A 21,383-nucleotide genomic window follows, 5' to 3' on the forward strand; every position below is an offset into this window, starting at 1 on the left:
TGGCCTCAGCATGCCCGAATGGCACCAAACTAAAGGCGGCTGCCCTTCAAGCGGGCGTCAGACAGAAATGTCCTAACGCCCGCCCGCTATGCAGCAATTCCAGAGGCGGCTCCTTGGCAAGAAGCTGGTCTATCGGCCGAGAGACTGATGGACCATTCAAGCTTGAAGGAATTGTCCGAAACCCTTGGCTGCAGGTAACTATCGATTTTCTGACGATCAAAAACAGCGCTTAGAGCCTGAATCCAATCACTCGTCCATCGTGACTTCCGGATGCTTGGCGATAATGTCTTCTCGCGTGATGCTGGGAAACAATTCGGCGTACATGTAGCTATAGCCAAGGTTGCCATACTTTGCGATGTCGATGACGGCGGCTGGGACGACTGTAGTAAGATCGTAAAAGTCTTCTGGCCCATAGCCGCGACTTTTAGCAGCATTGCGGCAGATGTGTATCTCGACGCCGAGGTCAGTAAGTTCTTTTAGTGAGGCATAGGCATCCGGATAGGCTTCGCTGTTCAGCCGGGAAAACGCATGAAGATCATTGCCATGGGCCACTATGATAATGTTTGAATTCTCAAGGTCCCCAAATTCCTGCATGGCCTTAATATGGTTCCTAACAAAGCCGAGCGCCCGCAGACCGTCTTCCGGGGTCGGGTAGTTCCAATCGTAGACGACGTTCTGTGCGCCGTAACGAACAGGATCGAAAGCCGACCTGTCTTCTGGGCCAGCAGAGGCTGGTGCCGAGAGTGTGATGGCTAGGGCTGTGCAGGCCGCAGATAAGCATACGAATAGGTGGGATTTCATGATTGAGAGGCCTTTTTGTTGAGTTGTTGAGTGTTGGAGGCAAACCGTAACTATCGACTATATCAATAACAGCGAGCGCATTCTTAACCGCGCCGGGTTTTCCGGAGGCTTGAAACCTGAGAATGATGATAGTCATGGAACAGGACAAGATGGCAAACTGTTATTGACCAAAGGTACGCGCTAGCGGGATGCGGATGTTGCTTGCCGCCGCACCCACGTTTCGTGAACTCTCGGCGCGGTCGTCATGAAGCCATCTGCGTCGAAGCTTTTGTACGGATCCTGATAGGGCCGGCGGCGGCGTGGGACATAGCGTCGGATAGCCGCTGACTGATTTTTGCATTTTATGGCTGGTCGACGATGACAGAAACTCCATGTTTAGAATAAAGGGGTACCGAGAATGATTAACAAAGTAGACGTGGCGATTGTAGGCGCAGGCACCGCGGGGCTGGCTGCGCTGCGCGATGTGCGCCAAAAGACGGACGATTTCGTCCTTATCAACAAGCCGCCTTATGGGACAACATGTGCCCGCGTCGGATGCATGCCCTCCAAGACCCTGATCGCGGCAGCAAACGCCTTTCATGAGCGGACGTTGCTAGACACCTTCGGCATCCGGGGTGCGGAGCATCTAGAGGCTGACATTCCGGCTGTGTTGGCACGGGTCAGACTGCTCAGAGATGATTTCGTCGCGGGTGTGATGAAATCGACCGACGATCTGGGGGAGCGCAACATTGCAGGACATGCGCGTCTTGACGGGGCAAACCGGGTGGTCGTGGATGGCCACGTAATCGAAGCGCGCCAAATCATTCTGGCACCCGGGTCCAGCCCTGTTGTGCCGAAACCGTGGAGATCGTTCAGCGACCGCATTCTTACAACCGATACCCTTTTTGAAGAGCAAGATCTGCCATCCCGGATCGGGGTGATCGGATTGGGTGCGATCGGTGTGGAAATGGCGCAGGCCTTGGCGCGGCTGGGCATAGAGGTTCACGGGTTTGATGGGGCAGATCAAATGGCCGGTATCTCAGACGAAAAGATTGCAGAAACTTTGCGCATCTCTCTGTCACGGGAATTCGCTGTGCATCTCGGGGTGGAAGTTGATCTTGCGGAGGCCGAGGGCGGTATCGAAATTAGGTGGGGCGAGGACAAAGTCGTTGTCGATAAGGTGCTGGTCGCGGTGGGACGGCGGCAGAATGTGCAGGATCTCGGCCTCGAAACTCTCAACGTGCCGCTCGACGACAAGGGGATGCCAGAGGTCGATATGCAGACAATGCGGATCGGGAACACATCGGTCCTGCTTGCCGGTGACGCCAATGGGATACGCCCGCTTCTGCATGAGGGTTCGGATGAAGGCCATATCGCGGGACTTAATGCCACAAGCGACAGCCCCGTGCGGCTTAAACGCCGGACACCGATGAGTATTACATTTTGCGCGCCAGAGGTGGCGTCCGTCGGAAAGCGGTCCAGCGATCTGGATCTTGATGGCTGTGTGGTCGGCGAAGTTGATTTTGGATCACAAGGGCGTGCGCGCGTGATGCAGAAGAATGAAGGGCTTTTGCGCATCTATGCATCGCGCGACGACGGACGGCTGCTTGGGGCCGAGATGGCGGCACCGGCGGCGGAACATCTTGCCCATTTACTGGTGCTGGCGATAGACCAGAACCTCACGGTGCATGAATTGCTGCGGATACCATTCTACCATCCCACTCTCGAAGAAGGGTTGCGCTCCGCACTGCGCGAGATCGCCCGCGAATTGCCTCCTTTCAGTATATCCGATCTGTCGGGCTGCGGCTCTCTGGAGGTGGAAGCGCTTGAATAGATTTGTCTGTCGTCAGCGTTTTTGGAGCCAGTGGCAGCTCGAATAGAAGGTCGTGAAGGACATCCACCGTATAACCGGCAAACAGTGTTAAGCCGAAGAGAAGATCAGAATCGTCCTGGACGGCCTAAATGATTAGGACCGCATTGCTGAATTTTGCGGTCGCGAAGGCACCGCGCATGGCCAGTATTGCAGTCGGTCCAGAGACTTCCTTGAAGGATTCACACACCAGTGCAATTTTCGCAGTTGGGCTGGCGTAGCCGAAGACAAGGTGCTGGCACCGATGCTGCTTGCTATCTGCTGGGGGCATTCCGGTGCCGCCGATCCTAGGGGTCATCGACAGAACTGCACGCATCTACCCCGGACTGGATAAAATAGACACTTCGGACAAGTTGCGCGATTTGATTCACGCCAATCAAGGCGGTGGGCTGTTTGGCAAGATCGTTGACGGGATGGTCAGCCTCGGCGCGTTTCGTGTCGAAAGCGGGGATGCCACTCACCTGAAATGCTCTGGTCACGCCCCGATGACGTATGAAAATTTTCTGTCCGAATTTGTCGGCGACAACGCCTATGTTTTACAACACGTTCTCGTCAATCATAAAGATATTAGTCCTTACGCCTCTGCCCTTGCGACGGTGAGCATGATCAACTTGGTCACTACGGATGGAGTTTTTTGCCCTCAGGCAATCATCAAAATTCCTCAGGTTAGCAATATTGCAGGTGCTTTTTGGCGTTCCGGAAATCTGCCAAGCGAAGTTAATGTCGAAACGGGCATGATTTGCTCGATTGCCGAGCGCGCAGGACAAGAGGTGAGATTTCACGATGAGCACCCGGCGCGTTAGGGCTTATTGGAGCTGAAATTGCCATTTCCGCCAAGGGATTTGGAAACAAATGTGCACTGGCCGTGTCGTCATGTTCTGCAGCTTTGTTTCATTCGCCCAATGCATTGTGTCTGCTACCCGACGCAAAGGTTTTAATCCCAGCTTTTACTTTCAGCACCAAGTTCAACACAGCGCACACCCCGAACACCTCGACAAAAACTTTGCGTTTATGTTTCCAGTCTGGGACGTAATATTCAAAACTTGTCATATGTCCGAAGACGACCGGGATGTGAATTTCGGGATCGGTGACGGCAATTCCGAAGAATTGACCTCTTGCATCCGCCTCTATTGGCGGCACCCTGTTCCGTCAGACTTCGGTCGTGTGGATGTAGACTGCGGCTTCAATCCTCCGGCTTCCACGTGCGCTCCAGCAGGTTTAGCCAATTCTCATGGCATAGCTTAGTCAACAATTCCTCATGAAATCCATGTTGCGAAAGCGCCGAACGCAACGCACCTAGACCCGCAGCATCGTGAAGTGCCGCAGGCACTTGCGCGCCGTCGAAGTCAGAGCCGAAACCGACGTGATCCTCGCCCAGATGCGTTATCAGATGATCCAGGTGCCGCAGGATCGGATCAAAGCCCCGGTCGTCAGATTTTTTCCCGTCAGAATTGAGAAACCCTGTGGCGAAGTTGACGCCAACCATGCCGCCGCTGTCGCGGATCATTGCCAGTTGCCGATCGGTCAGGTTGCGGGAGGACGCGGTGATGGCATGGGCGTTGGAATGTGTGGCGACCAAGGGGGCGTCGCTGAGCGAAGCAACATCGTTGAAGCCCGCTTCGTTCAGATGCGACAGGTCGACCATAATGCCCATGCGATTGCAGAGCTGAACAAGATCCTTGCCCGCCTGAGTGAGTCCGGGCCCGGTATCCGGCGTGGATGGGAAGGCGAAGGGCACGCCATGGCCAAACACGGTCGGCCTACTCCAGACCGGCCCGATGGAACGCAGGCCCATGTCGTGAAACAGATATAGTGCATCTAGGTCGGTGCCGATCGCTTCGGCCCCTTCTATATGCATGATCGCGGCGATGATGCCGTTCGCCAGACAGTCGCGCAATTCGGTGACGGTGCGGCAAATTTTGAAACGACCGCCCGATGCGCGCTCCATCCACTTTAGATGGCCCGCCATCGCCAAAGCCACAGGCTGTGCCTCGGCCACGTCAATCAGGGGTGGCAGGGGTAGGGCGTAGGGTGGATTTTCCATGTCGTCGTCGATGTCATCGGGCAGGCTGGGCGACGAGATATAAATCGCGAAAAAGCCGCCGCCAAAGCCGCCCCGCTGCATGCGCGGCAAGTCCAGATGGCCTTTCGCGGTATCGGTCAGCCAGGTAGCCTCCCGATTGCCGGGGTCGCGCAAAAGACGCAGAAGAAAATCGTTGTGGCCGTCGAATATGAGGGGTGTTTTTGTCACGTCAGATACCTTTGAAACCTTCGCTCGCGATTAACAGATCCTTGGTGTAGGCAGCCCGTGCCTCCCGGTTCTGCAACGCCTCGCGCGACAGTTCCTCGACCTGCGCGCCATGCTGCATCACAGCCAAGCGTTCACACATATGCGCCACTACGGCAAGATCATGACTGACCAACACGTAGGTCAATCCCCGCTCGGCGCGCAGCGCATCCAAGAGATTCAGCACTTCGGCTTGAATTGATGCGTCAAGCGCGGACGTCGGTTCATCCAGCAGCAGGATGCGCGGCTCAAGAATGAGGGCGCGAGCAATCGCAACACGCTGGCGTTGACCGCCAGAGAGCTGGTGCGGAAAGCGAAAGCGAAACTCCTTGCCGAGCCCGACATCCTCCAACGCCTTTTCGATACGCGCCTCTGCATCGTCGAACCCGTGGATCGCCAAGGGTTCTGAAAGCACCTTATCGACGGTGTGACGCGGATGAAGCGAGGCGTAGGGATCTTGAAAAACCATCTGAACCTTGCGGTAAAATGCCCGGTCCCGTGGTGTCTTCAACGTCTTGCCGTCGATGCGGATTTCGCCAGAGGTGACAGGCGCTAGTCCGCAGATAGCTCGCAGCACGGTGGACTTGCCCGATCCGCTTTCACCCACGATGCCAAAGCTTTCACCAACCGCCACCTCAAGGCTAACGCCGCGCACGGCCTGCACCGTATTGGCACCATGGCCAAAGGTGACAGCCAGATCGCGTATCTCGACTAGTGCGCTCATTCCAGCCACGCTGCGTCACGGGTGAGGGTTTCTAGCGGCCTTTGTCCGCCCTCAATCCGGGGAAGGCAGTTAAGCAATCCTTGGGTGTAAGGGTGTTTTGCTGCGTGCAGATCTTTTGCCGCAATCTCCTCAACCACGCGGCCGGCATACATCACCAGTACGCGGTCGCAGAAGGACGACACGAGGCGCAGGTCGTGGCTGATAAAGATCAGACCCATGCCGCGGATGCGCACTAGATCATCGAGTATCTTCAGCACGTCGAGTTGCACCGTTACATCCAACGCCGACGTTGGCTCGTCCGCGATCAGCAAGTCAGGTTCTGCAATCAGCATCATCGCGATCATTGCCCGCTGGCCCATGCCCCCCGATAATTCATGTGGATAGGCGGCAAAAACGCGTTCGGGGTCGCGGATCTGCACGGCCTCCAGCATTTCCAGAGCCTTTGACCGTGCATCTGCGCGCGTGGCATTGCCGCGTCTGCGATAGGCCTCAACGATCTGGCGACCGATGGTCATGACAGGATTGAGTGAGAATTTTGGGTCCTGCATCACCATGCTCATCCGCCGCCCGCGCAAGGAGCGCCAAGTAGAGGCGGACGCGCCGCGCAGGTCGATACCCTCGAATTCCAGTCGTTCTGCGGTGACGCGGCCCGAGGGCGGCGTCAGGCCCAAAATGGCGCGTCCGGTTTGCGATTTGCCCGATCCGGACTCCCCGACAATCCCCAGCCGCTCGCGACCTAGTGTAAAGGATACATCGCGCACCACACGAACCGGACCGTTCCGCGACGGAAAGGCGACGTTCAGCCCTTCGACCTGAAGCATGTCGGTCATTTTTCACCCTTGGGATCAAGCACATCGCGCAACCCGTCGCCCAGCAGGTTAAAGCCCAGCGAGACTACGAAAATGGCGATCCCCGGCATTGTCGCGACCCACCAGAAATCGATCAGGAACCGGCGGCCAGACGCGATCATCGCGCCCCATTCAGGTTGCGGCGGCTGTGCGCCAAGGCCCAGAAACCCGAGGCCTGCCGCCGTTAGGATAATTCCCGCCATATCCAGCGTTACTCGCACGATGACCGACGACATGCATAGCGGCACCACATGCCCCCATATAATACGCGGGCTGCCTGCACCCTGAAGCCGGATCGCCGCGATATAATCAGTGTCGCGGATAGTCATCGTCTCGGCCCGTGCCAGACGCGCGTAGGGCGGCCAAGAGGTGATCGCGATGGCGATGATCGCGTTTTCTATCCCCGGTCCTAATGCTGCGACAAAGGCCAGCGCAAGGATCAACCGCGGGAAAGCGAGGAAAATGTCAGTGATCCGCATCAGAACCGTATCGACCCAGCCGCCGAAATATCCCGCAGTCGTACCTACGGCAAGTCCGATGGGCGTTGCGATAATGGCCACCATGGCGACCACCATGAGCGTCAGACGTGATCCGTGTACGATGCGGCTAAAGATGTCGCGCGCCTGATCGTCAGTGCCCATCAGATGTGCCCACGAGGGGGGCAATAGGCGTTCGGTGCGCAGATCACCGCCGCGCAGGGGATCGAAAGGAGCGATCAGGTTGGCAAAAATGGCCATTAGGATCAGCACCACCACAATGCCGAGGCCGACCATCGCCAGCTTGTTGCGGCGCAATTGCGACCATGTGCGATAGGCCTGACCCAGTTTTGCCTGACGGCGCGATGATGGCTGATCACTCAACAGCCATTCGCGGGTAGAGATATCACTCATCCGCGCCGCCTGACGCGCGGATCTAGCACGGTATAAAGCAGGTCAGACAGCAGGTTCAGCCCGACGAAAACCACGCCGATGACCAGCGTGCCGCCAAGCACGGCGTTCATGTCAGCGTTTTGCAAACTGTTAGTCAAATACTGGCCCAGACCCGGCCATGCAAAGACGGTTTCAGTCAACACAGATCCCTCGAGCAATCCTGCATAGCTAAGCGCGATCACCGTCACCAGCGGCACGGCGGCATTGCGCAGGGCGTGAATCCAGATGATGCGCCACTCAGCAACGCCCTTAACCCGCGCCGCGATGATATATTCCTGCGCAAGCTCGGCCAGCATGAATGACCGTGTCATCCGACTGATATAAGCCATGGAGAAATAGCCCAGCAGCATCGCAGGCAGCGCAAGATGTGCCAGCACGTTCTGGAACGCGGCCCATTGACCCTGCATAGCAGTATCAACCAACAGCAAACCCGTTTTTTGCGTGACCGAATACTCGTAGGCAATGTCGATGCGCCCCGGTCCGGCCACCCAGCCCAGCTTGGCGTAGAACACCAGCAGACCCAGTAAACCCAGCCAAAAGATCGGCGCGGAATATCCCACCAGACCGACAACACGAATGATCTGATCCGGCAGCTTACCCTGCCGGACAGCGCCCCAGATACCAAGCGGAATACCAAAGATGGTGCCAAGAATGATACCAGCCGTTGCCAGTTCCAGCGTTGCGGGAAATACGCGCGCGATGTCCTCGATTATCGGTTTCTTCGTCAGGACAGACGTCCCCAAATCGCCGCTCAGCGCGCCTTTTAGATAGATCCAGAATTGATGATAAAGCGGCTTGTCGAGGCCGAGCGCGAGATAGGCTGCATCATAAGTCGATTTCGACGCGCGATCCCCTACTACGGCCAAAACCGGATCTACCGGGACCACACGGCCGATCAGAAAGGTGACGACAAGCAGGCCCAAAAATGTGATCGCCACCGTGGCGACCAGCTTGCCTGCCTTCATTCCGTAGTATGGAAGGGCGCTCCAGCGCCCTCCCGCGTTGCCAGGTGACGTGGCGGTCATTCGGCCTTGGTCACTTTCCTGAATGAGTTGTCGTTAAACGACGGCCCGATGATAAAGCCGTCCACATCCGAGCGGATACCCAACACTTCGATCTCTTGGAACATGATCACAAAGGGCGAGACTTTCTGATGCTCTTCCTGAAGCGCGATATACATTTCTGCGCGCTTCTCGGTATCTTTTTCCAAGACTGCGGCATCCGCCTCCAACGTCATTTCTGGAATGTCCCACGCGTTGCGCCACGCTAGTGGCTTGCTCTCCGCATCGTCGCTGTTGTCGGGGTTGCGTGCAAAGGTATCGGCGTTTGTGTGCGGGTCCTGATAATCTGGGCCCCAGCGTCCGATGTAGATGTCATGGTTGCGCGCGCGATACTTGGTTAACGTCTGCTGGCCATCGCCGGGGATCAGCTCCATCTTGATGCCAGCTTGCGCCATTGTCTGCTGGATGGCTTCGGCCATCGCTGTGATCTCGGGCGTGTTGCGCGTGTCCATTGTCACGCTGAATCCGTCGGGCAAGCCTGCCTCGGCCAGCAGCTCCTTGGCCTTTTCGACGTTCAATTCATAGGGATTGTCGTTCAACGCACCAAGGAAGCCTTCGGGCAGGAATGCCTGATGAACCTTGACCTTGCCCTTCATGATGGTGTCGGCGATCGTCTGGTAATCCACCAGATATTTCATCGCCTCGCGGACCTGCGGCTTCATCAGGTTCTCGTTCTTCTGGTTCAGACCCATGTAATAGATCGACCCTTTGATCCCGCTCTCAATCTTTAAGTCGGGATTGTCCGCCATCGCCGTCATCTCTTCGGCGCCGAGGTTGCGGGCGATGTCAATATCACCTTTTTCCAGCAGCAAACGTTGGGTGGAGCCTTCGGGAATGTGGCGGTAGATTGCCCGCGCCATGGCGGGTGCGTCGCCAGAGAACCCTTCGTTGCGTTCCAGAACTACAACCTCATTCGCGCGCCAGTCGCGAATGGCGAAGGCGCCGGAGCCGGCATAGTTTGTCTTGAGCCATTCATACCCCAAGTCGTCGCCCGCTGCGTGGCTCATCACCAATTCCTTGTCGACGACAAAGCCGACCGTCGCCGTAAGGCAATAGAGTAGGAGGGTCGGGGCGTAGGCCTTGTCCATCTCAAATTCGAGCGTCATGTCGCCGGTCTGGCGCACCTTCTCTGCCACGTTTTCGGCGCTCAGCCCGAACTGCGTCAGGATAAACGCCGGTGATTTATCCAGCTTTACAGCGCGTTGAATTGAAAACACGGCATCAGCGGCCGTGACGGGATTGCCAGAAGCAAATTTCAGGTCCGGTCTGATGACGAAGGTGAACGTCTTGCCGTCCTCGGACACTTCCCAGCTTTCTGCGATTACGCCGAACACGTCCGAGACATCGTTCACGTCGTAGCCAACCAGCGGTTGATAGCTGTTGCCAAGCAATTCGGAGGCCGTAAATTCGAACACCTCAGCCGGATCGAGTGAAATGATATCGTCCAGTTGCCACGCCTGGATCAGCGTGTCGCCGGGCGTTTCGGCAAATGTCGGTGTCATTGTGATGCCAAGCGCTGCGCTTACCACAGCCGAGGCGATCAGTTTGGGGACGTGTCTCATGTTGAACTCCCTATTTTTGAAATTAGAGTGATTTGAGCGTCTTTTTGAATTTGGCGCTTCTCAATCGTGAGTCCATTCGGTCCGAGCCGCGCAGTTCTGTCAAGAGATATCGGACGCAGCATGCGGCGGCGTTCGCATTGCGTTCATCGCCAAATCCTCGCCGGAGCCCGTGAAGGACTGCATCAGATTTGGGTTTCGCCAAGCTACTTTGCTCAGACCGTCTGACAATACCTTTTGCTACCCGATTTCGACTGCCGCAGATGCCATGCCCATCATGCGGCCTCGCCGCCAAGCGCCTCCCGGAAATCGCTGCCGATTACGGATTCATTCTTCTTGCAGTCTGTCCATTGCCCAACCAACGCTAAGGCCGTGCAAAACCGTTGATATGAGAATTACAAGAGCGATGAGGGACCAAAGCTGGGACTCGTTGAAAAACTCCATATGGCTGCCCGCGTAGCAAAGGTAGTAGATTGAGCCCATGCCGCGAACTCCATAAATGGAAACCACCGCTCTTCCTCGATGGTCGAGGTCCGTCTTTAGCAGAGCGATCCATCCCGACAGCGGACGGATCACAAGGATGAGCAAAATAGCCAACACGAAATGTGTCCATGTTAGATCGACAAACAGGATCGGCATGACGCTTCCCAGTGCGATCAGAAGTAGCGCAGTAAGAGCGTGCTCGATGGATTCAGAAAAGTCATGCAGCCGTCGGTGGAAGTGATGATCCGCCTCAATACGCCGTAATGTCAGCCCCAGAACTGCGACTGATATAAAGCCATAGCCTTCGAGCAGTTCGGTTGAGCCGTAACATAGCAACACACCCGCCAGCGCGATGACTCCAGACCCCGTTTCGGCGAGCACAGAACCCTTGGGCACAGAAAAGAGGATGTATCCCATTGCCCGGCCACCAACCCATCCCATGGCCACACCAAGAGCGATGCGAAAGACGATATCGCGCAGGAACCAGTCCAAGGCCCAAGCACTGGGATTCAGGCCCTCGGCGGCCACGATCAGCCCGAGATAGACAAAGGGAAATGCGAGTCCGTCGTTCAGCCCTGCTTCTGTGGTTAATGTGAAGCGCACAGGGTGCTCCGACCCTTCGTGCGGTGGCCCGACCTGAACATCTGACGCCAACACGGGATCCGTTGGTGCCAGCACTGCTCCCAATAAGATAGCACCGGCGACCGTCAGCCCTGCTAAACCAATCCCCAGAATAGCGACTGCCAGAATGGTCAGTGGCATTGCGATCCCGAGCATGCGAACTGTGGGTATCCAGCGCTTCCAAGGGCGCAAGCTGTCGATCCGCATCCCGGCGCCGAACAGGGCTACAAGAATAGTCAACTCGCTTACCAATTCCCATGGAAGAGGTGACTGGCGTGGGTCCGGCAGCGCCGGCAGTCCCGGTATCAGCAGCGTCGCACCAGCCCCGAACATGATCATCAAGGGGGCGGACACAGGCTCGCGCTTGGAAATCAGACGGGGTAGCCACCGCGCAATGATTACGATCGCTCCAACTACAGCGAGGGCGACGTGATAGGAGTTAAAATCAAAGAATGGTTCGGGCTGCATTTGTTCTTCCTGTGCCAAAAAGTGGCAACTATCGTCATAGAATGAAAACTATTCTGCCGCCTAGTGGCATAAACGCGGCCTGACGCCGATCAATGTTTCTGTGTCGGCGATGAACGGCTGGCCAGACCTCGACTTTGCAATTCTGCAAGCAACGCTTTGAACCCGTTGGAAAGGTCAGCAGTCTGCCGGGACGACCCTGCCGAGATTTCTGACCTGCCTATGCCCCTCACACCCGCTATGTATTTCGGCCCGAGGCAGCTCGCCTACCCGCAATCAATACATCTGATGGAAAACGTCAATGCGCCAACGCCCCAGCGAGGGCCGCGAGGGGGCAAATACAATACTATCCCGCCGGGTCCGTGCGGCCCGCTGGCAGAGCTAAGTGCAGGGTAGGTGCGAACATTAACCCGCCGCAGCAACGCCCTCGCACACACGGGCGTTGCTGAGATTGCTAGGCGGCTTTTAGCCCAGAACGGATTTCACGGCCTCGACTGTGACGCCGACCACGGTGTCAACCTCGGCTCTTGTAATGCAGAATGGCGGCGCGAACCCCGTGATGTCACCCTGAGGCATAGCGCGCGCGATCACGCCGCGCTCTAGCATCGCGGCAGATACCATCGGGCCGATCTTGCGGCTCGGATCAAACAGCGTCGTGTTCGCTTTGTCCTCGACATACTCAACCGCGCAAATCAGTCCTTCGCCGCGCACATCACCGACATTCGCGTGATCCCCCAGCGCCTCTTTCATCGTCTTGTTCAGGTAGGCTCCGACATCTTTGGCATTTGCAATCAGGTCCAAATCGTCAATCAGCTTGAGGTTCGCTACCCCGGCGGCCGCACAAATCGGATGGGCGGAATAGGTCCAGCCGTGGCCAATCGGGCCGTTCTCATCTGTGCCCTGTTCCAGCACTTTCCAGACACGATCCGAAATGATCGATCCAGACAGCGGCGCATAGGCCGACGTCAGCCCCTTTGCGATTGAGATGAAATCGGGCTTCATGTTGTAGTGGTCAGAGCCGAACATCGACCCCAGACGTCCGAAACCGGTGACCACTTCATCGGCAACCAGCAAGATGTCATGACGGTTCAGCACCTCTTGGATCGCGGCCCAGTATCCAGCCGGAGGTGGAACAAGGCCGCCCGTGCCCAAGACCGGCTCACCGATAAACGCCGCGATGGTGTCTGCGCCCTCGACCGCGATCAACGCTTCTAGCTCTGCCGCGCATTGAGCCGAGAATTGCTCTTCGGTCTGGGCGCGGTCCTCGCGGCGATAGTAGTAGGGCGCGCTTGTGTGGATGACATTGCTCAGCGGCAGGTCAAATTTGTTGTGAAACAGAGATAGGCCTGTAAGCGATCCGGTCATCAGGCCCGACCCATGGTATCCACGCCAACGCGAGATGATCTTTTTCTTCTTGGGCCGTCCAAGGATGTTGTTGTAATACCAGATCAGCTTGATGTTCGTCTCGTTCGCGTCCGACCCTGACAGCCCGAAATAGACCTTGGACATGTGGTCCGGCGCGCGGTCCATGATCATCTTGGCCAGTGTGATCGAGGCCTCTGTGCCGTGCCCAACGTAGGAATGGTAATACGCAAGTTTATGGGCCTGTTCGGAAATGGCGTCTGCCACTTCTGTGCGCCCGTAGCCTGCGTTCACGCAGTAAAGCCCTGCAAAGGCGTCCAGCAATTTGGTGCCATCGCGATCCTCGATATGAACGCCCGATGCAGTCGAAATGATCCGCGTCGGGGTCTCGCCGCGTGCGTGCTGTGCAAGGTGGGTGGACGAGTGAAAGAAGTTTTCACGGTCCCATTGAGCGAGTTGGTCGTCATTGCGGAGCATAAGTCAGGCTTTCTTTTTAGAGGTTAGTTAGTGATTTCGGTGGCAAGCACGGCGAGGCAATCACCCGATTGCACCAATCCGGGGTGATGGCGGGCGGTTAGGATACCGTCCATCAATGCGTAAAATTTGCGCGGCTCGATGCCGGTGTGATGCATGTCCCAAATGCGGGCGATCAGATCGCCTTTGGCAACTGTCTGCCCAAGGGTGACGGCAAAATCGACCATCCCGTTATGATTGGTGAAATGGAAACATCCATCGTCCTCTTGGGACAGCATGCGCGACGGCGCAATGATTGGCTCGCCCTGTAGGATACCCGTATGGATCAGCAGATTGCGGACACCCTTTCTGGCAATCTGTGCGCTGGCTGGCGTCGCAGTGCCGCCGCCGCCAATCTCGGTGGTCACAAAGGTTTTGCCTTGGGTTTCGACGGCATCATCGTACATGCCCAAGGCGTCAATCTCGCGCATCTCAATGCTGAACGGGGCATTGAACGCATCACGCGCCGCGCGGCAGCGGGCCTGCTGCTCAGGATCATCCAGCGCATGAGACGCGGCGAACGGGATAAAGTCGAGCGTCTTGCCACCCGAATGAAAATCCAGAACCACATCGGCCATCGGCAATAGAGTGCGCTGGAAATAGTCGGCAATTTTCTGGGTTGGTGTTCCGTCAGGCTGACCCGGAAAGGTACGGTTCATGTTCAGATCGTCGATAGGCGAAACGCGCACGCCTTTCAAAAATGCAGGGTGGTTCATAAACGGAATAATGAGGACGGTGCCGCTGACATCCTCGGCCTTCAAGTCTGTGGCCAGTTCAACGAGGGCAAGCGGCCCCTCATATTCATCGCCGTGGTTCGCGCCCGTGAACAGGGCGCAAGGACCACTGCCATTTTTCACCTGTGTGATCGGGATTTGAATTGATCCCCATGCACTGTCATTGCGGCTATAGGGCAGGCGTAAATAGCCATGCTGAACGCCGTCCAGATCAAAATCGATCGTTGGTGAAATAGGATTATCACGCATTGCCTATTCCGTCACGACTAGCGCGCGGGGCGTGGTGCAGAGACACTCTGCGCCCGTATCGGTGATGACGATTGGCTCAGTAATCTCCAGCCCACCATCATCCAGCCAAAGCGCCGGCATGAAGTGAAAGGTCATGCCGACCTCCAGCACGGATTTGTCGCCCGCACGAAAGGACATGGTGCGCTCGCCCCAATCGGGCGGATAGGACAGACCAATTGCATAGCCGCAGCGGCTGTCCTTCTCAAAGCCCAGCTTATTCAACGTGCGGTTAAACGCATTCGCGATATCCTCGCAAAGGTTACCCGGTTTGGCCTGTGCGAGGCCCGCCTCAACCGCCTCCAGGACGGCCTTTTCGGCGTCCAGATATTTCTGCGGTGGCTTGCCCAAAAAGAGTGTGCGCGACTGCGGACATTGATAGCGGCGGTAGGCGCCGGCGATCTCGAAAAAGGTGCTTTCGCCCGCTTTCATCGGCGTGTCGTCCCACGTCAAATGGGGCGCAGTGGCATCCACGCCGGACGGCGCCATCGGCACAATCGCAGGGTAGTCGCCCCAGTGACCATCAGCGCCTGAAACCGAGGCGTGATAGATGTCGGCGATCAATTCGTTCTTGCGCATCCCGACCTCTGCTTTGTCGCGGATCACGCTGTGCATACGCTCCACTATGCGGGCGGCACGGCGCATATAGGTGATCTCAGTCTGGGATTTCACGGCGCGAAGCCAGTTGACGAGGCCTGTTGCATCGCTGAAGTGAACCGATTTTAGATTTTCTTGCAGCGACAAAAAGGCCGACGCCGTAAAGTAGTAATTGTCCATCTCAAAACCGATACGCGCAGCCTCTAGGCCGCGCGCTGCGATCAACTTTGATAGGTCTTCCATCGGATGCTTGGCCGGGTTTTGCACGTAAGTGTCGTCATACCCAGCAATGTTGTCGTGGCTCAGATACGTCGTGCGCTGTGCACCAATGGCATCCATCGCGCGCCCCCACCAAACCGGCTCACCCTCCTGCGCCAGTAAAACGCCTTGATGCACGTAAAATGACCAGCCGTCATACCCCGTCAGCCACGCCATATTGGATGGGTCAGTTACGAAAATGGCATCCAACCCGCGAGCCGCCATTGCAGCGCGTGTTTTAGCCAGACGGCCAACGTATTCATCGGGCGAGAAGGGGAGGTCTAGCATGGCGGGCAATCCTGCGAAGTTGACACGCGATCTTAGCTTTTTCTAAATATGAATTTATGCAAATATCTGAAAGTTACGCGTAAAAACTGCATACTATAGGTCTGATTGGGGAATTGTGACGTGCTGGATGAGTTCGACAGAAAAATACTGCAACATGTACAGCGCAACAATCAACTAACCAGCACGCAGCTGTCGGATCTTGTCGGCCTGTCGCCAACATCTATCCAGCGGCGCCTGAACAAATTGCGGTCGAGCAGGGTGATTGAGGCAGATATCGCTGTGGTATCGCCAGCCGCAGCTGATCGACCGCTGACGATGTTGGTCGCCGTCGAGCTGGCGCGCGAACGCTCGGATATTATAGACCGGTTCAAACGCGCCGTGCGGGACCGGGCAGAGGTGATGAGCGCATATTACGTGACAGGCGAGACGGATTTTCTGTTGATCGTCAGCGCCAAGGATATGGCAGATTATGAGGCCTTCACGCGCGATTTCTTTTACAACAACGTGGATATAAAGGGCTTCAAAACGACCGTGGTAATGGACCGCATCAAGGCTTCATTTTCGCTGCCGCTATGATTTTCTGCGCGAAACTGCGGGCAGGGGTCACCTACTTCGCGCCGGTTTTCCTTCATGGGCCGCGCGGCAAGTTATCGGCTTGATCGTCTGCAGCCCCGGCGCTGTCCCGGCCGCTACGGGATCATCAGCCGTATAGCGTAGGCGACGATGCCAAGGGCGCCGATCGACAGCAGCCAGATCAGGACGAACCAGCCAAGCCGGCTCCACAGTGTGGAATTGCGCTTGCCCCGGTCCTGTCGCGCGCCGCCGGGCATCAGTGATAGCCCTTTTCCGGGTCGATTTTGCCGCGAAATACCCAATAGGCGTAGGCAGTGTAGGCCAGGATCGTGGGCAGAAGGACAGATGCGCCGACCAGCAGGAAAATCTGGCTGCGCGCAGGGGCTGCGGCCTCATAAATCGTCACCTCGGTCGGAACGATGTAGGGGAACATCGACACACCCAGCCCGACAAAGCACAGCGTGAACAGCGCCAGTGCCAGCACGAAGGGTCGATATTCGTGCCGATGCACCATTAGCGAGCGGAACATCAGCGCCGCGATTATTGCAACCGCCCCGCCGACGCCGATGGCCAGCAAAATGTGCCAGCCCGCGAACCAGCGTGCGTAATATCCGTCCTGCAAGAACGGCGTCCAGAGGCTGACCGCAGCGATAAAGACCAGCGTGACGATACCCAAAGGCCACGCGCGCACGCGCATCCGTTCCTGTAGCTCGCCCGATGTCTTAGCAACGAGCCACGTCGCGCCCAGTAGCATGTAGCCCACCATCACGCCGATACCCACAGTCAGCGAAAAGGGCGTGGCCCAGTCCCACCAGCCGCCTGAATATGCGCGCGCGGCCTTGTCGACTTCGATACCCTGAAGCAACGCGCCAAGGGCGATACCTTGCGACAAGGATGCGACCGCAGATCCACCGATAAATGCGGCATCCCACGCCCAGCGTCGCCGCTCGGACCGCCAGCGGAATTCGAACGCAACCCCGCGAAAGATGAGCGCAAGCAGCATAGCGATAATCGGCGCATAGAGCGCGGGCAGGATCAGCGCATAGGCCAGCGGAAACGCCGCAAGCAGGCCGCCGCCGCCCAGAACCAGCCACGTCTCGTTGCCGTCCCAAACGGGCGCAACCGAGTTCATAATGACGTCCCTGTCGCCTTTGCGCCGCTCAACCGCAAAGAGCATTCCCAGTCCCAGATCAAAGCCATCGAGGATGACATAGACCAGCACGGCAAAGGCAATCAGGAACGCCCAGATCGTCGTCAGGTCCAGCGAAAAGCCTTCTGCGATGGGCATGGCTCAATCCTCCTTCTTGGTAGTGTCGGCGCCGGGTGCATCCTCGTGCGGGGCGGACGCGATGCCTGCGGTGCGCGTCGGGCCGTCGATCGAATCCTTCAGGCGCGCCTCCTGCATCTTGGGCTCTCGGGCCATCAGGCGCATGATATAGTACGTACCAGCGCCAAAGACTGAAAAGTAGATGACGATGAACGCAACCAATGATGCGCCAACGGCTGGTGCGGCCAACGGCGCTGCGCTGTCGACCGTGCGCAAGAGGCCGTAGACGGTAAAGGGCTGGCGGCCAACCTCGGTCGTGACCCATCCGGCCAGCACGGCGATCAGGCCGGATGGCCCCATCGCCAGCGCCGCTCGGTGCAGCCATGGCGCCTCGTACAGCCGCCCGCGCCACCGCGCCAATAGAGACCACATCCCGATTCCCAGCATGGCAAATCCGAGCGCCACCATGATCCGGAACGACCAGAAGACGATGAACACGGGCGGCTGATCGGCATCGGGCACAGTATCGAGGCCCGCAAGCGGCGCGTTCAGATCATGTTTGAGAATGAGCGACGACAGCTTGGGAATGCCGACCGCATAATCCAGCGTCTGTGTCTTTTCATTAGGAATACCAAACAGATACAGCGGCGCGCCGTCTGGGTGACTCTCGTAATGGCCCTCCATCGCCATAATCTTGGCAGGCTGATGTTCCAGCGTGTTGATACCGTGCAGATCCCCGAGGAATATCTGCACCGGCGCCACGATCGCGGCCATCCACATCGCCATCGAAAACATGGTGCGCGTGGCCGGGCTTGCCTCCTCATTCCGGCGGCGGTGGCGCAGCAAGTGATAGGCCCCAACGCCACCAATGATAAACGCAGTCGTCAGATAGGCCGCTGTCACGGTATGCATCAGGCGGTATGGAAAGGACGGGTTGAACACGATCTGCCAGAAATCCTCGGGCATGAACTGTCCGGTGCTGGCGTCAATGCTGAAGCCTGCGGGCGTGTGCATCCAGCTATTCACAGACAGGATCCAGAACGCCGAAAAGAATGTGCCAAAGGCGACGGCAGCGCAGGCGGCCATATGCAACTTCTCGCCGACCTTGTCGCGCCCGAACAGCATGATGCCTAGAAAGCCCGCTTCGAGAAAGAACGCCGACAGCACCTCGTAGGCCATCGGCCCGCCGATGACCGGCCCGGCCTTGTCCGAGAACACCGACCAGTTGGTGCCAAACTGGTAGGACATCACGATGCCCGACACGACGCCCATCGCAAAGGCGAGCGCGAAAATCTTTACCCAGTAGCGAAAGAGATCAAGATACTTGTGCTCGCGCGTCCAGAGCCACAGACCGTTCAGCACTGCCAGATAGCTGGCCAAACCGATGGTGAAGGCGGGGAACAAAAAGTGGAATGAGACGGTAAAGGCGAACTGAATACGCGCCAGCAGCACAGCGTCGAACGATCCGAGCATGAAATACCTCGATAATTGACTTGGCGTGCATGTAGCCCAAGGGGGCGTGGCGGGCAATGTTGCGGCAGGCGCCGGCGAATGTGACATAGGGCCGCGCCGAAGGTAGCAACCGTCTAAACCGGCGGCGCGACGATCTGCGACAGCAGGTCCAGAAACATCGCAAACAGCTCGGCCTGTGATGATACGCCCAGCTTGGCATAAGCGTGGCGGCGATGGACTTTTACCGTGTCCGCGCTGATGTCCAGCGTCATGGCAATCGCCTCGGTCGAGTGGCCTTTTAGCACCAAGGCAACGACCTGCCTCTGGCGCTCTGACAGTACGTCCTCGCCCAAGGCGGCCAGCGCGGCGCCGATAGGATCGGGCGCGCGGCCCGGCCCGGCGTGGGGGCCAAATCCCAGATCGGGCCCGGTCCAGTGCCGGAGTAAGAGCGCCGAGATCAGCGGTGCCAGACTGCGCAGCGTCGCCATTTCGCCGGATGCAAAGACCGCTCCGCCATGGCGCCGCGTGACGCTATAGACCAGCACTGCGCCGTCCGGCAAAGCGCAGAAGATCCCTATCTCGTCTGTGATCCGCGTGCGCCTGTAATGCTGCTCGTAATACTCGGACTTGAAAAATTCGTCTGGTGCGATCTCATAAAGGGAGGCAGTCCCATTGGTGCGGCCTTGCTGCACCTCGCTATAGAACGGGTCCAGCAGGAATGGACCCAGCAGGTACTGCGCCACGACGATGCGCGCCTCAGCCGGATCGGCTATGTCGGTATAAGGGCCGCGCGGGCGCTCGCCGTCCTTGTAGGCAAACAGCATCGCATTGTCGAAGGCTACAGCGCGCGCGATGGCGGCAGTCAGCGCATCCATGAAGTCCGGCGTGCCGATGGCATCCACGGCGCCAGCAAAGCCGACGGCCAAATCGGCGAGGTCGCAGGTATGTCCGTCCATCGGCGGGCGTCTAATCCTTTGGGGTTATTGGGCGCGGCACGCGCTTCAGCCTAACCTTAGCATCAAGAATTAACCAGATACCTCATCGCACCAGGCCAGACAGGGTGAAACGTGAGCAAAACCGAAGAGCAGACAACAGCAGGACAGGGCGCGCCGACCGACCCCGACAATGTGCATATCGGCATCTTTGACGCCAATGGCGTGTTCCGCCACAAAAAGGTCAGCGGCGCCAAGGCTGCCAAACTGGCCAAAACCGGCGGCCCGTTTTGCGATATCCTATACAGCTGGGACACGAACGAGGTGCCGCAAGAGACGGGCGCGTTCATCGACCGGCCCACGGTGATCGACCCTGCATCGATGCGCGCCTATCCCTTTGCCGAAAATGACGCGCTGGCGATTTCCGATTTCGTCCAGCCGTTCGGTGCGAAAAGCGCCCGCAATCAGGCGCAAGCCATGGTGGAGCGTGCGGCCAAAGCTGGCTTTACCGTTCACGCCGCGTTCGAGTTTGAGTTCACCGTGATGGATGAAACGCCCCGCACCCTGCGACAAAAGGGGTTTCGCGGCCTCGACCACTTTGCCGAGGGCAACCGCACATATTCACTTCAGACCGAGGCGCTGCATCACGACCTTCTGGCCGATTTCGAGGCGATGATGACCCGCCTGGGCATCACGCTGGACGCAATGCACACAGAACTGGGGCCGGGCTTCTTTGAGGCGCCGCTGATGCATGCGGAAGGGTTGAAGGCTGCTGACGACGCCGCCCTTTTCAAAAACTTTGCCAAGGCATTTTTTCTGCGCGAGGGGCTGACCGCCGCCTTCATGGCCAAGCTGTCACCGGACCTGCCCGGCCAATCGGGGCACCTGCATATGTCCCTGCGCAAAGATGGCGCGCCCGCCTTTGCGGACACAACCGCCGAGCATGGGCTGTCAGAAAACGCCCGCTATTTTATTGGCGGCGTCGTCACGTTGATGCCCGAAATGCTGGCGCTGTGCAGCCATACGGTCAATGCCTACAAGCGTATGGTGCCGGGCGCTTGGGCGCCCACATGGGCCAGTTGGGGGGTGCAGAACCGCACCGCAGCCTTGCGCGTCATCAACGATGATCCTGCGGCGACGCGTATCGAATTTCGCGTGCCGGCCGCTGATACGAACCCGTTTGCCGCCTACGCCATGTGCCTTGGCGCTGGAATGTATGGTATTGAAAACTGCATTGTGCCGCCCGCGCCCGAGGCCGGGGATTGCTACGCGGTGGACGCTGCCGGCGCGTTGAAATTTCCGCGCACTCTGGCTGATGCGGCAGACCGGCTGGAGGCGTCGCAGGCGGCGCGCGAGATCTTTGGTGATGATTTCGTCGATACCTTCGTAAAGCTGCGCCGTTACGAGGTTGCTGCCCATAATGCCCAAGTCGGCGCGTGGGAGCTCGAACGCTACCTAGAAGTGGTCTGAAGACAAAAAATAAACAATAATCAAC

General features: G+C 57.7%; 19 protein-coding genes and 1 pseudogene. 5 read left to right on the forward strand and 15 right to left on the reverse strand.

Annotated features, from left to right (window positions below):
- Positions 1-246: 246 nt before the first annotated feature.
- Entirely contained in the window at positions 247-801 is a 555-nt protein-coding gene (locus MK6180000_RS18800; protein ID WP_138936122.1) for a DsrE family protein, read from the reverse strand.
- A gap of 397 nt (positions 802-1,198) precedes the next feature.
- Here MK6180000_RS18800 and MK6180000_RS18805 point away from each other — a divergent pair, with 397 nt between their 5' ends.
- The 3 genes and pseudogenes from MK6180000_RS18805 to MK6180000_RS21080 all read left to right on the forward strand — a co-directional run.
- On the forward strand, positions 1,199-2,614 hold the full coding sequence (locus MK6180000_RS18805; RefSeq protein WP_138936123.1) for a dihydrolipoyl dehydrogenase: 1,416 nt from the start codon (positions 1,199-1,201) through the stop codon (positions 2,612-2,614).
- 311 nt (positions 2,615-2,925) lie between these two features.
- Positions 2,926-3,453 carry a hypothetical protein gene (locus tag MK6180000_RS18810; RefSeq protein ID WP_138936124.1) on the forward strand — a complete coding sequence of 176 codons (528 nt, stop codon included), beginning with the start codon at positions 2,926-2,928 and terminating at the stop codon, positions 3,451-3,453.
- Positions 3,454-3,482: 29 nt separating this feature from the next.
- Positions 3,483-3,683, forward strand: a pseudogene (locus MK6180000_RS21080) (DegT/DnrJ/EryC1/StrS family aminotransferase); the annotation flags it as partial.
- Positions 3,684-3,833: 150 nt separating this feature from the next.
- Here the strand turns inward: MK6180000_RS21080 and MK6180000_RS18820 are convergent.
- The 10 genes from MK6180000_RS18820 to doeA all read right to left on the reverse strand — a co-directional run bounded on the left by MK6180000_RS18820 (position 3,834) and on the right by doeA (position 15,664).
- Positions 3,834-4,901 (reverse strand): dipeptidase, encoded by a 1,068-nt coding sequence (locus MK6180000_RS18820; RefSeq protein ID WP_138936125.1) that lies wholly within the window; start codon positions 4,899-4,901, stop codon positions 3,834-3,836.
- A 1-nt stretch (position 4,902) separates the two neighbouring features.
- Positions 4,903-5,661 (reverse strand): ABC transporter ATP-binding protein, encoded by a 759-nt coding sequence (locus tag MK6180000_RS18825; RefSeq protein ID WP_138936126.1) that lies wholly within the window; start codon positions 5,659-5,661, stop codon positions 4,903-4,905.
- Positions 5,658-6,491, reverse strand: a complete 834-nt coding sequence (locus MK6180000_RS18830; protein WP_138936127.1) for an ABC transporter ATP-binding protein — start codon at positions 6,489-6,491, stop codon at positions 5,658-5,660. Before MK6180000_RS18830 ends, MK6180000_RS18825 begins: the two co-directional genes overlap by 4 nt.
- Positions 6,488-7,390: an ABC transporter permease gene (locus tag MK6180000_RS18835; RefSeq protein WP_138936586.1), complete on the reverse strand. Its 903-nt coding sequence runs from the start codon at positions 7,388-7,390 to the stop codon at positions 6,488-6,490. The genes MK6180000_RS18830 and MK6180000_RS18835 overlap by 4 nt, the downstream gene beginning before the upstream one ends.
- A 5-nt stretch (positions 7,391-7,395) precedes the next feature.
- A complete protein-coding gene (locus MK6180000_RS18840) occupies positions 7,396-8,463 on the reverse strand; it encodes an ABC transporter permease (protein ID WP_138936128.1) in 1,068 nt (355 codons plus the stop codon).
- Complete coding sequence (locus tag MK6180000_RS18845; protein WP_138936129.1) at positions 8,460-10,061, reverse strand: ABC transporter substrate-binding protein; 1,602 nt, start codon at positions 10,059-10,061, stop codon at positions 8,460-8,462. The genes MK6180000_RS18840 and MK6180000_RS18845 overlap by 4 nt, the downstream gene beginning before the upstream one ends.
- A 324-nt stretch (positions 10,062-10,385) precedes the next feature.
- Entirely contained in the window at positions 10,386-11,630 is a 1,245-nt protein-coding gene (locus MK6180000_RS18850) for a cation:proton antiporter (protein WP_138936130.1), read from the reverse strand.
- 462 nt (positions 11,631-12,092) lie between these two features.
- Entirely contained in the window at positions 12,093-13,466 is a 1,374-nt protein-coding gene (locus MK6180000_RS18855) for an aspartate aminotransferase family protein (RefSeq protein WP_138936131.1), read from the reverse strand.
- A 23-nt stretch (positions 13,467-13,489) separates the two neighbouring features.
- Positions 13,490-14,485 carry a N(2)-acetyl-L-2,4-diaminobutanoate deacetylase DoeB gene (doeB, locus tag MK6180000_RS20440; protein WP_171054692.1) on the reverse strand — a complete coding sequence of 332 codons (996 nt, stop codon included), beginning with the start codon at positions 14,483-14,485 and terminating at the stop codon, positions 13,490-13,492.
- 3 nt (positions 14,486-14,488) lie between these two features.
- Positions 14,489-15,664: an ectoine hydrolase DoeA gene (gene doeA, locus MK6180000_RS20445; RefSeq protein ID WP_171054693.1), complete on the reverse strand. Its 1,176-nt coding sequence runs from the start codon at positions 15,662-15,664 to the stop codon at positions 14,489-14,491.
- Positions 15,665-15,784: 120 nt separating this feature from the next.
- Between doeA and MK6180000_RS18865 the strand changes: the two genes are divergently transcribed.
- On the forward strand, positions 15,785-16,240 hold the full coding sequence (locus MK6180000_RS18865) for an Lrp/AsnC family transcriptional regulator (RefSeq protein WP_138936132.1): 456 nt from the start codon (positions 15,785-15,787) through the stop codon (positions 16,238-16,240).
- 113 nt (positions 16,241-16,353) lie between these two features.
- Here the strand turns inward: MK6180000_RS18865 and MK6180000_RS18870 are convergent, their stop codons facing one another.
- The 4 genes from MK6180000_RS18870 to MK6180000_RS18885 all read right to left on the reverse strand — a co-directional run bounded on the left by MK6180000_RS18870 (position 16,354) and on the right by MK6180000_RS18885 (position 19,912).
- A complete protein-coding gene (locus tag MK6180000_RS18870; RefSeq protein ID WP_138936133.1) occupies positions 16,354-16,494 on the reverse strand; it encodes a DUF2474 domain-containing protein in 141 nt (46 codons plus the stop codon).
- Entirely contained in the window at positions 16,494-17,525 is a 1,032-nt protein-coding gene (cydB, locus tag MK6180000_RS18875) for a cytochrome d ubiquinol oxidase subunit II (protein ID WP_138936134.1), read from the reverse strand. The genes MK6180000_RS18870 and cydB overlap by 1 nt, the downstream gene beginning before the upstream one ends.
- A gap of 3 nt (positions 17,526-17,528) precedes the next feature.
- Complete coding sequence (locus MK6180000_RS18880) at positions 17,529-18,977, reverse strand: cytochrome ubiquinol oxidase subunit I (RefSeq protein WP_138936135.1); 1,449 nt, start codon at positions 18,975-18,977, stop codon at positions 17,529-17,531.
- Positions 18,978-19,090: 113 nt separating this feature from the next.
- Positions 19,091-19,912: a helix-turn-helix transcriptional regulator gene (locus MK6180000_RS18885; protein ID WP_138936136.1), complete on the reverse strand. Its 822-nt coding sequence runs from the start codon at positions 19,910-19,912 to the stop codon at positions 19,091-19,093.
- Between the two features lie 111 nt (positions 19,913-20,023).
- Here MK6180000_RS18885 and MK6180000_RS18890 point away from each other — a divergent pair, with 111 nt between their 5' ends.
- Positions 20,024-21,358, forward strand: coding sequence for a glutamine synthetase family protein (locus MK6180000_RS18890; protein ID WP_138936137.1), 1,335 nt, complete (start codon positions 20,024-20,026; stop codon positions 21,356-21,358).
- Positions 21,359-21,383 lie beyond the last annotated feature (25 nt).

This window comes from Roseovarius arcticus (assembly GCF_006125015.1).
GTDB classification, from domain to species: Bacteria; Pseudomonadota; Alphaproteobacteria; order Rhodobacterales; family Rhodobacteraceae; genus Roseovarius; species Roseovarius arcticus.